This window comes from Pseudomonas sp. Root562, assembly GCF_001427125.1.
Taxonomy (GTDB): Bacteria; Pseudomonadota; Gammaproteobacteria; order Pseudomonadales; family Pseudomonadaceae; genus Aquipseudomonas.
On the sequence record NZ_LMGK01000005.1, the window covers coordinates 99,111 to 112,610 of the forward strand.

Annotated in this window: 15 protein-coding genes, 1 pseudogene and 1 riboswitch; of the genes and pseudogenes, 8 read left to right on the forward strand and 8 right to left on the reverse strand. The window is 60.0% G+C overall.

The window, feature by feature from the left end; translation table 11 throughout:
- Window positions 1-31 precede the first annotated feature (31 nt).
- Window positions 32-1,714: a fatty acid--CoA ligase gene (locus ASD60_RS06665; RefSeq protein WP_056853239.1), complete on the reverse strand. Its 1,683-nt coding sequence runs from the start codon at window positions 1,712-1,714 to the stop codon at window positions 32-34.
- Window positions 1,715-1,866: 152 nt separating this feature from the next.
- Window positions 1,867-2,496: a LysE family translocator gene (locus ASD60_RS06670; protein WP_056853240.1), complete on the reverse strand. Its 630-nt coding sequence runs from the start codon at window positions 2,494-2,496 to the stop codon at window positions 1,867-1,869.
- A gap of 91 nt (window positions 2,497-2,587) precedes the next feature.
- Here ASD60_RS06670 and ASD60_RS06675 point away from each other — a divergent pair, with 91 nt between their 5' ends.
- From ASD60_RS06675 to ASD60_RS06685, 3 genes are all read left to right on the forward strand, one after another.
- Window positions 2,588-3,553, forward strand: coding sequence for a 2-hydroxyacid dehydrogenase (locus ASD60_RS06675; RefSeq protein WP_056853241.1), 966 nt, complete (start codon window positions 2,588-2,590; stop codon window positions 3,551-3,553).
- Between the two features lie 33 nt (window positions 3,554-3,586).
- A complete protein-coding gene (locus ASD60_RS06680; protein ID WP_056853242.1) occupies window positions 3,587-4,585 on the forward strand; it encodes a class I SAM-dependent methyltransferase in 999 nt (332 codons plus the stop codon).
- A 39-nt stretch (window positions 4,586-4,624) separates the two neighbouring features.
- A riboswitch (yybP-ykoY riboswitch) is annotated at window positions 4,625-4,749 on the forward strand.
- An 89-nt stretch (window positions 4,750-4,838) separates the two neighbouring features.
- Window positions 4,839-5,423, forward strand: a complete 585-nt coding sequence (locus tag ASD60_RS06685) for a TMEM165/GDT1 family protein (protein ID WP_056853243.1) — start codon at window positions 4,839-4,841, stop codon at window positions 5,421-5,423.
- Window positions 5,424-5,590: 167 nt separating this feature from the next.
- Here the strand turns inward: ASD60_RS06685 and ASD60_RS06690 are convergent, their stop codons facing one another.
- A complete protein-coding gene (locus ASD60_RS06690; protein WP_056853244.1) occupies window positions 5,591-6,409 on the reverse strand; it encodes a M48 family metallopeptidase in 819 nt (272 codons plus the stop codon).
- A 1,362-nt stretch (window positions 6,410-7,771) separates the two neighbouring features.
- Between ASD60_RS06690 and ASD60_RS29795 the strand changes: the two are divergent.
- Window positions 7,772-7,969: pseudogene (locus tag ASD60_RS29795) on the forward strand (HAMP domain-containing protein); the annotation flags it as partial.
- Between the two features lie 111 nt (window positions 7,970-8,080).
- Complete coding sequence (locus ASD60_RS29800; protein ID WP_442965982.1) at window positions 8,081-8,824, forward strand: methyl-accepting chemotaxis protein; 744 nt, start codon at window positions 8,081-8,083, stop codon at window positions 8,822-8,824.
- Window positions 8,825-8,976: 152 nt separating this feature from the next.
- Here the strand turns inward: ASD60_RS29800 and ASD60_RS06700 are convergent, their stop codons facing one another.
- The 3 genes from ASD60_RS06700 to ASD60_RS06710 are packed head-to-tail and all read right to left on the reverse strand — an operon-like array spanning window position 8,977 to window position 10,088.
- The gene (locus tag ASD60_RS06700) at window positions 8,977-9,600 is read right to left on the reverse strand and encodes an SOS response-associated peptidase (protein ID WP_056853246.1); all 624 of its coding nucleotides are present in this window, start codon (window positions 9,598-9,600) and stop codon (window positions 8,977-8,979) included.
- Window positions 9,601-9,635: 35 nt separating this feature from the next.
- Window positions 9,636-9,896 (reverse strand): putative signal transducing protein, encoded by a 261-nt coding sequence (locus tag ASD60_RS06705; RefSeq protein ID WP_056853247.1) that lies wholly within the window; start codon window positions 9,894-9,896, stop codon window positions 9,636-9,638.
- Between the two features lie 9 nt (window positions 9,897-9,905).
- Complete coding sequence (locus tag ASD60_RS06710) at window positions 9,906-10,088, reverse strand: CPXCG motif-containing cysteine-rich protein (protein WP_056853248.1); 183 nt, start codon at window positions 10,086-10,088, stop codon at window positions 9,906-9,908.
- 139 nt (window positions 10,089-10,227) lie between these two features.
- On the opposite strand from ASD60_RS06710, the gene ASD60_RS06715 reads away from it, so the two are divergent.
- The gene (locus ASD60_RS06715) at window positions 10,228-11,394 is read left to right on the forward strand and encodes a 1-acyl-sn-glycerol-3-phosphate acyltransferase (RefSeq protein ID WP_056853249.1); all 1,167 of its coding nucleotides are present in this window, start codon (window positions 10,228-10,230) and stop codon (window positions 11,392-11,394) included.
- A gap of 53 nt (window positions 11,395-11,447) precedes the next feature.
- Here the strand turns inward: ASD60_RS06715 and ASD60_RS06720 are convergent, their stop codons facing one another.
- A complete protein-coding gene (locus ASD60_RS06720; protein ID WP_056853250.1) occupies window positions 11,448-11,726 on the reverse strand; it encodes a hypothetical protein in 279 nt (92 codons plus the stop codon).
- 193 nt (window positions 11,727-11,919) lie between these two features.
- Here ASD60_RS06720 and ASD60_RS06725 point away from each other — a divergent pair, with 193 nt between their 5' ends.
- Window positions 11,920-12,126 carry a hypothetical protein gene (locus ASD60_RS06725; protein ID WP_034149566.1) on the forward strand — a complete coding sequence of 69 codons (207 nt, stop codon included), beginning with the start codon at window positions 11,920-11,922 and terminating at the stop codon, window positions 12,124-12,126.
- A 179-nt stretch (window positions 12,127-12,305) separates the two neighbouring features.
- On the opposite strand, the gene ASD60_RS06730 is transcribed toward ASD60_RS06725, so the two are convergent.
- Window positions 12,306-12,890: a YajG family lipoprotein gene (locus ASD60_RS06730; RefSeq protein WP_056853251.1), complete on the reverse strand. Its 585-nt coding sequence runs from the start codon at window positions 12,888-12,890 to the stop codon at window positions 12,306-12,308.
- Between the two features lie 204 nt (window positions 12,891-13,094).
- Here ASD60_RS06730 and ASD60_RS06735 point away from each other — a divergent pair, with 204 nt between their 5' ends.
- Window positions 13,095-13,328, forward strand: coding sequence for a hypothetical protein (locus ASD60_RS06735; RefSeq protein WP_056853252.1), 234 nt, complete (start codon window positions 13,095-13,097; stop codon window positions 13,326-13,328).
- Window positions 13,329-13,500: the final 172 nt, after the last annotated feature.

Sequence of the window (13,500 nt, forward strand, 5' to 3'; positions counted from 1 at the left end):
GGCGTGCCTTTTCGGGCACGCCGCAAGAGACTTAAAGCGTCGAAAGGAAGGTGCTGTTGGTGGCCTGCCATTCGGTAATGTCGACGCGAATTTTCTTCTTGTCGAGTTTGCCGACACTGGTCTTGGGAATTTCAGTAACAAGGGCGATCTGACTCGGGATCGCCCACTTGCTCAAGTGCCCCAGTTCGACAAATGGCTTGAGGTGTTCCTTGAGTTCCCGCGCCCCGATCACATGGCCTTCGCGTACCACCAGCAAGGCAAACGGACGCTCGCCCCATTGCGGGTCGGCGATCCCCACCACTGCTACTTCGCGTACCGCTGCATGTCGGCTGATCAGGTCTTCCAGATCAAGCGAGGAGATCCACTCGCCGCCGGTCTTGATCACGTCTTTGATCCGGTCGCGGATATCGATCACGCCCATGCTGTCGAGCGTTGCCACGTCACCGGTATGCAACCAGCCCCCGGCCCACAGCTCGGCGCCCTTCTGCGGCTCGTTGAAATAGCCTTCGGTGAGCCACGGCGCGCGCAGCACCAGCTCCCCTTGAGTTTCGCCGTCGGCCGGCAGGAAGTTGCCTTCGGCATCGACAATCGCCGCTTCGACCAATGGCCCGGGCACACCGGCCTTGATCCGGTAGGTGGTGCGTTCATCCTCGGAGCCGGCCATCAATTCGTCGTTGAGGTGCGCACAGGACACCAGCGGTCCGGTTTCCGACATGCCATAGGCGGCAGTCAACTGGATGCCCTTGGCCTTCGCGGCTTCGTACAGCGTACGGTTCAGCGCGCTGCCGCCAATGACGATTTTCCAGCCGGCGAAGTCGGTGTTTTGTGCCGCCTTGGCATTGAGGACCATTTGCAGGATGGTGGGCACACAATGCGAGAAGGAGACCTTTTCCTTGCGCCACAGCTCCACCAGGAACTCCGGGTCATAGCGGCCCGGATAGACCTGTTTGAGCCCAAGCATGGTCGCCACGTAAGGCAGCCCCCACGCGTGGACGTGAAACATCGGGGTGATCGGCATGTACACGTCGTTGGTGCCCAGCAGGCGCACGCTGTCGATGGCGCCCATGATCGTCGACACGCCCATGGTGTGCAGCACCAGTTGTCGATGGCTGAAGTACACGCCCTTGGGATTGCCGGTGGTGCCGGTGGTGTAGAACGTGGTCGCCACCGAGTTCTCGTCGAAGTCCTGGAAGTCGTACTGCGGGCTCGCGGCGGCCAGCAATTGCTCGTACTCACCCACAAGATTGGGCAGGTCCGCGGTTTTTTCCGGCAGATCGGTCAGCAGCAAGGTTTTCTCGACCGTGGTCAGATGACCGGCAATCGCGTTGTACAACCCCACGAACTCGCTGTTGACCAGGACAAAGCGGTCCACGGCATGGTTCATGGTATAGAGGATCTGTTCCGGCGACAGACGCACGTTGATGGTGTGGATCACTGCACCGATCATCGGAATGGCGAACATGCATTCCAGATACCGATGGCTGTCCCAATCCATGACCGCCACGGTGTCCCCGGGCTTGACCCCGGCGGCCGTCAATACGTTGGCCAGCCGCGCGACCCGTTCGATCAGGGTCGGATAGCTGTAGCGCAACTGGTCGCGGTAAACGATCTCGCGGGTTTTCTCATAACGCGCGCCGGACATGAGCAGCCGTTTGATCAGCAGCGGATACTGGTAAGCGCCTTCGGCTGGGGGGATAACGCGTGTCTGCAACATAAGAATCCCTTTTCTGACTGCACGGTCGTGGCTGTTAAGTACGCACTGTAGTGCGCCTGAACGCCAGCCAAATCAGCCAAAGGAATGATTTGCAGGGCCGCGCAAATGCTAGCGTTGCGCCAGCATTTGCCGGTGTTTGAAGACCGTTACAATCAGTGCATCTCGGTAAATGCCAGCTTCACGCCGATGGCGATCAGTACCGCGCCCATGGTTCGGTCGAACCAGTGCCCCATGCGGGCGAACCCGGCACGCACACGTTGCTGGCTGAACAACATGGCCACTAGGCAGAACCAGATCGCCGTCGCCACTGCCAGGTACACCCCGTAACCGGCCTGTACCGCCAGCGGCGTGTGCGGGTTGATCACGACGGTGAACAACGACAGGAAAAACAGCGTGGCTTTCGGATTCAGGCCGTTGGTCACGAAGCCCGAGGTGAAGGCGCCGCGAGCGGTGCGCTCGCCCGCTTCCTTGTGCAAATCGTCAGTCACCGCTTTGGCAGGTTTTGCCCGCAATGCCTTGAAGCCGATGTACAAAAGGTAAGCGGCGGCGGCCCATTTCAGGGCGTTGAACAGCATGATCGATTGGGAAACGATCAAGCCGATACCCAGCAGGGAATACCCCACATGCAGGAAAATTGCCGTACCGACACCCAGCGCTGTCCAGGTGCCCGCGCGACGACCGTGAGTGACGCTTTCACGCACCACCACGGCAAAGTCCGGGCCAGGGCTGGCCACAGCCAGCAAGTGGATCAAGGCAACGGTCAAGAACTCGGTCCAGTACATGAGGGCTCCTTCAGGCCAAGCGTAACTATTTATTTCATCTGGTAGGCTCGGCAGATTACGCCTTCAGTTCATTGCACAAAAGGTACAGTTGATGACGAACACTCGCCGCGCCGTTTTCCTCGACCACCCATCCCTCGATCTGGGCGACCTTGATCTCAAGCCGCTACGGGACTGCTTCAGTGAGTTACAGCTGTACTCGCAGACTTTGCCGGATCAAGTGATCGACCACCTCAAGGGCGCTACCGTGGCGATCAGTAACAAAATCCTGATTGATGCCGCGGCCATGGCCGCCAGCCCCGAGCTGAAGCTGATCCTGATCACCGCCACCGGCACCAACAACGTCGATCTTGCGGCCGCCCGTGCCCACGGCATTACCGTGTGCAATTGTCAGGGTTACGGCACACCGTCCGTGGCGCAACACACGATCATGCTGCTGCTCAATTTGGCGACGCGTCTGGCCGACTATCAGAAAGCCGTGGGCGAAGGTCGCTGGCAGCAGGCCCGGCAGTTCTGCCTGCTGGACTACCCGATCGTCGAACTGGAAGGCAAAACCCTCGGCTTGCTCGGCCATGGCGAATTGGGCGGTGCCGTCGCTCGGCTGGCCGAAGCGTTCGGCATGCGTGTGTTGCTGGGCCAGATTCCGGGGCGCCCTGCCCGCCCGGATCGTTTGCCGCTGGACGAGCTGCTGCCGCAAGTCGACGCGTTGACCCTGCACTGCCCGCTCAACGAGCACACCCGCCATTTCATTGGAGCCCGTGAATTGGCCTCGATGAAGCCCGGCGCTTTTGTGGTCAACACCGCTCGCGGTGGCCTGATCGACGAACAGGCCCTGGCCGACGCGTTGCGCAAGGGTCACCTCGGCGGTGCCGCTACCGATGTGCTGAGTGTCGAACCGCCCGTCAACGGCAATCCGCTGCTGGCCAATGACATCCCGCGCCTGATTGTCACACCGCACAACGCCTGGGGCAGTCGCGAGGCACGCCAGCGCATCGTCGGCCAAGTCACTGAAAACGCCCTCGCCTACTTCAGCGGTAAGGCGCTGCGGGTCGTCAGTTGATAGACTGCGACACTTTTTTTCACAGGAGCAGTTATGGATCCGCGCAGTGAAGTACTGCTTCGTCAGGCTGAATTATTCCAGGGGCCCGTCTTGTTGGCCGGTCTTCCCGCCGACGATTTGCTGGGCCGCCTGCCCGACGCTCGCGGTTGGTGCTGGCATGCGGGTGATCAAGCCGCGCTGGACGCGCGTTTCGCCGAGCGCAGCGATTTTGGCGTACACGTGCCGGAACACCCGTTTGACGCCGCCGTGGTGTTTTTGCCCAAGTCCAAGGATTTGACCGACTACATCCTCAACGCCTTGGCCTCGCGGCTGGCGGGGCGCGAGCTGTACCTGGTGGGCGAGAAAAAAAGCGGCATCGAGGGCGCCGCCAAACAACTCAATCCGTTCGGCAAGCCACGCAAACTCGACAGCGCGCGACACTGCCAGCTGTGGCTGGTGACTGTGGCCAATGCGCCTGCAGCCAAACCGTTGGAAAGCCTCGCCCAGACCTACGAACTGCCATTGGCTGAAGGCCCTCTCAAAGTCATCAGCCTGCCGGGCGTGTTCAGCCATGGTCGATTGGATCGCGGCAGCGCACTGTTGCTGGAACATCTGGACAAACTGCCCAGTGGTCACCTGTTGGACTTCGGTTGCGGTGCAGGTGTTTTAGGCGCCGCGGTAAAACGGCGCTATCCGCACAATCAGGTGACAATGCTCGACGTCGACGCGTTTGCCGCCGCCAGCAGTCGCCTGACGTTAGCCGCCAACGGTCTGGAAGCCGAAGTGATTACCGGCGACGGCATCGACGCTGCACCGATGGGTTTGAGTGCGATCCTGAGCAACCCGCCCTTCCATGTCGGCGTGCACACCGATTACTTCGCGACCGAGAATTTGCTGCGAAAAGCAGCCAAACATCTGAAAAATGGTGGCGAACTTCGCTTGGTAGCCAATAGCTTCCTGAAGTATCAACCATTGATCGAAGAGCACCTTGGCGTGTGCGCCATCAAGGCCGAAGGTCAGGGTTTCAGGATCTACCGAGCCAAACGCGGGTAGAAATTTGTACTTGCCGAATGGATTTTGCCTAGGCAGAATCCGCTCCGTCCTAGGGGAGTAGTCTCCCACGAGCGCCATGCTCGTCCGGCATACGTCAACATACTTGGTCCTCAGACCATGGCGTATGCGACCCAAGCGTCCGCATCAGACGGATCGCAGGGTTTGACAAGACCTATGACACGCACACCTTACCCGGGGCGGGAAGGCTGTACGTGTCATAGCCGTGTCGACCCGCCCCTTAGGAAAACCCCTGATGCTGGATTCATTGCTCGTTCCCACCGCAATCGTTGCCTTGGCCGAAATCGGCGACAAAACGCAACTGCTCGCGCTCATTCTCGCTGCCCGTTTCCGCAAGCCTTGGCCGATCATCGCCGGCATCGTTGCCGCGACCCTTGCCAACCACGCGGCAGCCGGCGCGGTTGGCGCATGGGTGGGCAGTTTCTTCTCGGATACGTTGCTGCACTGGATCCTCGCAATCAGCTTCGCCGCCACCGCTTTGTGGACCCTGGTGCCAGACAAGATGGATGACGACGAAGCCAGCACCGCCCGCAAGTTCGGGCCGTTCCTGACGACGTTGATCGCGTTCTTTCTCGCGGAAATCGGTGACAAGACCCAGATCGCGACCGTGATGCTGGCTGCGCAATATCCGGAATTGTGGCTGGTGATCATTGGCACCACCCTGGGCATGTTGATTGCCAACGTGCCGGTGGTCTTGGCGGGTAACTTCGCTGCAGACAAACTGCCGTTGACCCTGATTCGCCGCTTGGCGGCGTCGGCGTTCTTCATTCTGGCGATTGTTGCGGTATACAAGGCGATGCAGGCTAGCGGATGGGTTTGACGCGGTAGGCAATCATTGTGGCGAGGGAGCTGGCTCCCGCTGGGCTGCCTGGCAGCCCCAAACCAGATGATCGCGTGTTGTCAGACTCGACGCGTCATCCGGATTTACGACTGCTGCGCAGCCGGGCGGGAGCCAGCTCCCTCGCCACAAGTGCCCTCGCGCGCAGGTCAGGACTTCTTGGCTTGTTCGTAAAGTGGCATGACTTTCGGAATCGCCGCCTTCAACGCTGCAGTCCGGGTGCTAGAGGACGGGTGCGTGCTGAGGAACTCCGGCGGAGCACCTTCGCTGGCCTTGCTCATCTTGTTCCACAGGGTAATGGCGGCATTCGGGTTGTAACCCGCGCGAGCAGCCAGTTCCAGGCCGATCAGATCGGCCTCGTTCTCATTGCCGCGACTGTTGGGCAAGGTCATGCCGTAGTTGGCCACGGTGTCGGCCAGCGCCAGGGTGTCCTGCCCCAACCCGAACAACGCACCAGCGCCCTGCTTCGCCATTTCCATGCCGTAGGCCTTGGACATCGCTTCACGACCGTGCTCACGCAAGGCATGGGCAATTTCATGGCCCATCACCGCGGCGATTTCATCGTCGGTCAATTGCAGACTGTCGATCAGTCCGGTGTAAAAAAAGATCTTGCCGCCCGGTCCGCAGTTGGCGTTGAGCTCGTCACTCTTGATCAGGTTGACTTCCCACTTCCACTGGGCCGCATCCGGGCGGAAGTTCGGCGTTTGGGCAATCAGCCGATCGGCGATCACCTGTACGCGCTTGGCATCGCTGCTGGTTTTGTCCAGCACGCCTTTACTGGACGCTTCGCCGACGGTCTTCTGATAAGACTGGGCATACATTTGGTCGACCTCTTGCGAGGACAACATGCTGAACATGTACTGCTTGCGCTCAACACCTACCGCGCCACCGCTGGTGGTGTTGACAGACTGGCAACCGGCGAGCAACAGACCTGCGCTCAGCGCACACGAAACCAATGTCTTGTTCATCAAAAAACTCCCTGAAAACATGACCGTATCCTAGGCGCGGAAATGTATCGACGCCAGATACAACGGCATATATGACGCGCATTTCAGACAAAGCTCTCGTCACTGCAGTAAAAAATTCACGAAACCGGGTAAGCCACCGTCCGTAAAGCGCGGGCAATGATTCATTTGCGACATCGAGCACCCCAAAACAGTCATTTCAGTGACGCCCGCTCATGCCCCTCCAACCCCCTGCCGATACACCTCCGCGGATGTCCTTTTGCGTGCGGAGCAACCATGAAATTCAAGTCGATCCAGTTTTCCGTGGCGGCCCTGGCCGGCGCCATCGTTCTGAGTGTGGTGGCGGCCCTGGTCGTTTACGCGCTGTTCTCCGGTGCCCGGACGCAAGACATGGTCCAGGAACGGACCCAGGCGCAATTCGAGCAAGTCATCGAACAGCGCCTGACCTCACTGGCGCAAACCCAGGTCAGTCAGATCCAGCGCGAGCTGGAAGCCCCCCTGTTGATTGCCGGCGGCCTGGTGCGGGTCAACGCGCTGATCGGCACGCCCGGCGCCGATGGCCAACCTGCCCTGAGCCTCAGCCGCGAGCAATTGATCGGCCTGATCAAGGAAAACGTAGCCAAGAACCCGAAGATCCTCGGCACCTACATCGGCTGGGAAAAAGACGCGCTGGATCACAACGATGCGGCGTACGTCGGCACCCAGGTCGCTGGCATCGACACCAGCAACGGGCGCTTCCTGCCCTGGTGGTTCCGCAATGAAGACGGCAGCCTTGGGCTGGACAAACTGGTGGACGTCGATGACCAGAAAACTCTGTCCACCGGGGTGCGCGCCAGCGAGTACTACCTGTGCTCGAAAGAAACCAAAAAATCCTGTGTGATCGACCCGGCGCCTTACAAGGTCGGCGACAAAATTGTCATGCTCGCCTCCTTTATTGAGCCGATCATGCTCAACGGCGCCTTCCAGGGCATCGTCGGTGCCGATCTGTCAGTGAACTTCATTCAGGAAATGCTCCTCGGCGCCAACCAGAAACTCTACAGCGGCGCTGGCGAAATGGCCCTGATCGGCGGCAATGGACGAATCGTTGCCTACACCAAGGATCCGAGCAAATTCGGCGAAAAAGTTAGCGACATTCTCGACAGCAAGCAGATTGCCAACATGGCCAATCTCAAGCGTGGCGAAGTCACCTATACCGTCGACAAGGCCCAGGGCCGGATCGAGTTGTATCTGCCCTTCGGCATCGGCCAGACCGACGCCCGCTGGACCCTGATGCTGCAACTCCCACTGAATGCGGTCATGGCCGATCTGCAGAAACTCCAGGCGGACCTCGACTCCCAGCGCAAGTCGGACACGTTCGGCATGGCCATGGTCGGCCTGTTGATTGCCGGTATCGGTTTGCTGGTGATCTGGCTGGTGGGCCACGGCATTGCCCGTCCGTTGAAGCAAATGGTCGCGATGCTCGACGATATCGCCCAGGGCGAAGGCGACCTGACCCGCCGCCTGAGCAGCGACCGCGCCGATGAATTGGGCTCGATCGCCAAAGGCTTCAACACCTTCCTGAGCAAGTTGCAGGCGATGATCACTCAGGTGGTGACGTCGGTGCAGAGCGTCAGCGACTCTTCGGAACACACCGCCGACATCGCCATCCGCACCAACACCGGCGTGCACAAGCAGATGGCCGAGATCGATCAGGTCGCCACGGCGGTGCACGAAATGACCGCCACCGCTCAGGACGTAGCCCGTAACGCGACGCAAGCGGCTCAAGCCGCCAGCCATGCAGATCAGGCTGCCAGCCAGGGGATGCAAATCGTCCGTGATACCTCGAATTCCATTGGTGCTCTGGCCCTGGAAATAGGACGCGCGGTCGGTGTGGTGCAAACCCTGGCCAAGGACAGTGAAAACATCAACGCGATCCTCACCGCCATCCGCGGCATCGCCGAGCAGACCAACCTGCTGGCCCTGAACGCCGCCATCGAAGCCGCCCGGGCCGGTGAACAGGGTCGCGGCTTCGCCGTTGTGGCCGATGAGGTGCGCAACCTGGCGCAGAAAACCCAGAAGGCCACCGAAGAAATTCAGACCATGATTCAACAGTTGCAACAGGGCACACGGGATGTGGTGCGGGTCATGGAAGACAGCCAGAACCGCACGGACGAAAGCGTCCAACACGCGGCGAAGGCGGCCCAAGCGCTGGAAACCATCACGCAAGCCGTGTCGGTGATCAACGACATGAACACCCAGATCGCCAGCGCCGCCGAAGAACAAAGCGCGGTGGCCGATGACATCAACCGCAACGTGATCAATATCGGGCAAGTGGCCAATGAAGTGGCCAGCGGTGCGGATGAATCGAGCGCGGCGAGTGCGGATTTGACCAAACTGGCCGAACAGCAGCGGCGGCTGATCAATCAGTTCAAGGTCTGATCCAAAGGCCCCATCGCGGGCAAGCCAGGCTCCCACAGGTTTTGCGTGCGCCGCAAAACACTGTGGAAGGATCTGATCCACAGGTTTCGTGAACACCGCAAAACCCTGTGGGAGCCTGGCTTGCCAGCGATTGGGTCAGCACAGACAACCCATCAACCCGGGGTCAAACACTCCGGCCCGTTGAGCTTCGGATCATTGACCATATTGGCCAACACGCGCTCGCGCAACGCGGCGGGCTCGCTTGCCAGCAGGGCTTGCAAGGTGTGCAGCGGCGTCTCGGGATCGAGCCATGCCGCCTGCCCCGCCTCATCCAGAATCAGCGGCCGACGCTGGCTCGCCGCCGGCTGCGTGATGACCGCTGTACTCAACCAGACTTGCTCCTGCACCGGATACGCTTCCCAGATCGCCGCGAAAAACAATGACGAACCCTCTCCCGGCGTCAACCAGTATGGGCGCTTGCGCGTGGTGCCGCGCCACTCGTAGAAACCGTTGGCAGGCAGCAGGCAGCGCCGCAGTCGCAATGCTTCGCGAAACATGGGTTGCTCGGCCACGGTTTCGGCGCGGGCATGGGCCGGGGTTCGGGACAGATCGGTCAGCCACGGCGGCGTCAGGCCCCAGCGCGCGCGCGCCAGTTCCCGCTGGCCGTGCGCACCGGCACGCAGCATCAACACCGAATCATTGGGGGAAATGTTCCACTGCGCCTGCTGATCGGCGGGAAAACCTGGCAGGGTCGCGAAGTCGCGGTTCCAGCGAAACAGGGCATAACGTCCACACATGGGGCAGCACGACTCTTGATCAAACGAACGCCAGCCTAACAGACCAGCGTGCCGGGGAAGCTTTCCGGTTCATCGCCGGACAGCGGCAGCGCGGCATTGTACGCGCTGATCAGCTCGCGGGCGTATTCGGCCTGATCGTTATCCACCGCCAACCCCAGCAGGCCGAAGATCGGCAATTCACCGGTGGCCCCGACCAGATCGCGGCCCACCAGATGCGCCTCGATGCCCTCGCTGGCGAGCATGCCTTGCAGCAGCTCGCCTTCCATCAGGTTTTCCGGTTCGTAGATGCGCTGCATATGCGCCCCTCATTCGTTTTCGCTGAAGACTTCCAGAAACCAATCCTCACCATGAACCTGCAATACAAACGTGATTGGCCGACAGCACACCTGACAGTCCTCAATGTAGGTCTGATCGCCGCCGGAGAGGTCCACCGTCGTCTCGACTTCTTCACCACAATACGGACATTCATACAGCGCGTTTTCCAGCATCGCGGTCTCCCGGGTGACTTGTGCGTATAATCGCCGGTCTATTTGCAGGGCTATTTTTGTCTGACTACTTTTTCAGACCGTACCCCGCCGGTTTTCGATCAGAACCTTTACTTACCCTAGCCGTTTCTAACAAGAGAGCATGATGGGCGAATTCGATGCCATCCGACCTTACGACGACAGCGAAGTCCCGGCAGTACTGGACCGGCTGCTCGGCGACAAGGCGTTTCTAGATATCCTCACCCACTTCCGTTTCCCGCGTTTTGCCGGTGCTTTAGGCTGGGCACTCAAACCCCTTATAGCTCATCGGCTGCGCCGTGAGTTCGCTGGCGTCAATTCGGTCGCCACTTTGCAGGACAAAGTCGAGGTTTACGTCGACCACACCATTGAACGCGCCACCGATGGGGTCACCTATTCCGGCGTCGAGCAGTTCAAGTCCGGCAGCGCCTATCTGTTCATTGCCAATCACCGCGACATCGTGATGGACCCGGCCTTCGTCAACTACGCCGTGTACCACGCCGGCCTGCCGACCCCGCGTATCGCAATTGGTGACAACCTGCTGCAAAAGCCCTTTGTCAGTGACCTGATGCGTCTGAACAAGAGCTTCATCGTGCACCGTTCGATTACGGGTCGCCGCGAGAAGATGGCGGCGTATCAACTGTTGTCAGCGTATATCAATCATTCGATCCGTAACGATTGCGCCTCGATCTGGATCGCCCAGGCCGAAGGCCGGGCCAAGGACGGCGATGACCGTACCGAGTCGGCGATCCTCAAGATGTTCCACATGAGCCGCAAGGACGAACCGTTCGGCGAAGTGATCCGTTCGCTGAACCTCACGCCTGTGTCGATCAGCTACGAATATGACCCTTGCGACCAGGCCAAGGCCCGCGAGCTCTACATCCGCGCCACCACCGGCACTTACACCAAGGCGCCGGGCGAAGATGACGTGAGCATCGCCAAGGGCATCACCGGCTACAAGGGCCGGGTGCACGTGAACTTTGCCGCGCCGATCACCGAGCTGTTCGAAGACACCAAGCAATTGGCCGTCGAAATGGACAAGCAAATTCTGGGCGGGTACCGCTTGTTCCCGGTGCACTACCTGGCTTATGCACAATGGACAGACGCCGACCCGCAATTGCAGGTACCGAGCGCTGCCGAGATGTTCGCGGCGGACGAATTGGCCAAGGCCCAGGAGCAATGGCAGCAACGCCTGGACGCTTGCCCTGAAGAGCATCGTCCGTACCTGGTGCTGCAATATGCGACACCGGTGCGCAATCAGTACCGGGTCAAGGCTGGACTGCCGTTGTAAGCGGTTTCGGCTGGATACGATAACGGCGCCTTCGGGCGCCGTTTTTGTTGAATCTAGACTTGCGTGCTGATCCACGACACCAGCAATGCCAGCCCCATGCAGGCGAAGCCGAAGCTGTAGAAAAACCGGTTCATGCGCAGGGTGGCCCAGTCCAGCGTCGGTTCTTCGCTGGGGCGACTCTCGCGTTGCGCTTGCAGATTGGCCATCGCGCGTTGTTCACGACGACGGGTGGCATGCAGCAACCAGCCGCCCGGAAAGGCGAAGAACAAGGCCAGCAGATTGATCAACTTGGCGGGATGGGCGGTAAACAGCGTCATCAAATGCAGCGACATCACAAACCTCAAGCAAAACCGGTGTGGCGAGCGCCAGACCGACGACCGCGGCGCGGATTCTACCGAAAGCCTCTGTACCTGCACTCCCCTTTACGACAAATAACGAAACAAATGACCAATGGCTGTCCTGCGTCACAGCTTCGTCATCTGCATCGGCGAACATGCGCGCCTCGAAACCGACACGGACTACGTCATGCTTCACGCCGAAAACCAGGATCGCCTCTATCTCATCGCCCACAACGACGAACAACAAACCCTCGTCGGCAGCCTCGCCTTCAATGTTCAGGACCGCCATTGGCTGGTGTATTGCGCACTCGGCGGCCACCAACATGCTGATTTGCCGGAAGCGGATTTGCTGACCGGAGTCAGTGTGCTGGACTTCTACTCGCAAGCCGCGTGATACCCCGCCCCCTGTGGGAGCGAGGCTTGCCCGCGATCGCGCACTGTCAGTCGACAACAATGTTGAATGTCATGCCGCCATCGCGAGCAAGCTCAGCTCCTACAGGGAAGGGTGTACATCAGACATGAAAAAGCCCGGGACCATTGCTGGCACCGGGCTTTCCTACATCTTGCGAACGCTTATTCGCCGAGTACCTGACCCACGGTCGGGTCCTTGAACAGACGGGTCAACGCATCGCTCAACACATCGCTGACCAGCTTGGTGTTGGTTTCCTGGTTCGGCGCCATGCCGAAACGCTGGTCCAGAGACGCACCGTAGCGACCGCTGTAGCGACGGTTGGCGTTCTGCACATCGGAGCGGAAAGTCGCGCCAATAGTGGCCTCGGTCACGTACATGCCCTCTTTAGGCGACTGATACTTCAGTTCAGCCAGGGTCACGGTGATTTGCGGCGCGTTCGGCGCGTTGGTGCTCGGGGTGAACCCCAGCAGCCGCACGGCCGCTTCGGCCTGGGCTTGCAGTTTCGGCAGGATCTGCGCGCCCTGCACGGTAATCGCGCTGGTTTCCGGATACAGACCGCCGCGGGTGCCCAGGGTCGGCGACGGACGACCGTCGACTACACGCACCACCACCGGCTGTCCGTGGCCGACCGGCGCCAGTTGGGCCGTCAACTTGGGTTCCGGGTTCAGTTGTTGCGGGCTGTGGGCGCAGCCGACCAGCGTCAAGCTGGTCACAGTGATCAAACCGAACAACAGGCGTTGCAACATGCTCTTCTCTCCAGAATCAGGCACAAACAGGCCGGCAGTATAGCGGTGGGCCACTGCGGCTAACTAGGGTCATGCAACGATTACTGAAATCTCTGACAAACCCGAGAGATCACGGTTCCTGTCACAGATTTTTCACCCAGCCTTCACTTGCACGTCACGAGTGGCTGCGAACGTAATGCTCAATCACCCAAGAGGTCTCTCGCCATGCGTTTTCTCGTTTCGCTGTTCGAAGCACGTCCGCATCACCGCAGCTTTGCGCTGCTCGACCGCAACGGCCATTGCCAGGCATTCAAACAATGCAGCCTGCAGCCCATGGGCGATGGCTGGGTCGAAATCGAAGAAATCCGCCTCAACTGGCTGCACAAGCCCTTGCCTGCCAGCGCCCGCGTGATTGCACGCCAGCCCCGCTCGCGGGCACAGCAACTGTTGACCACCTGACCGAACGCCTAATAAAAGTCATTAAACACGACCAATTCCCTACGTTTCTTCGCTACAATCTCCCCCCGATTATAAGGACGTCTCCTGATCGGGCCTCGCAGCATCGTCAATGCTTCGGTTTTGGCACCCCGCACCGCCCACAGAGAGCCGCCCACACAGATCGAGTGAAGCT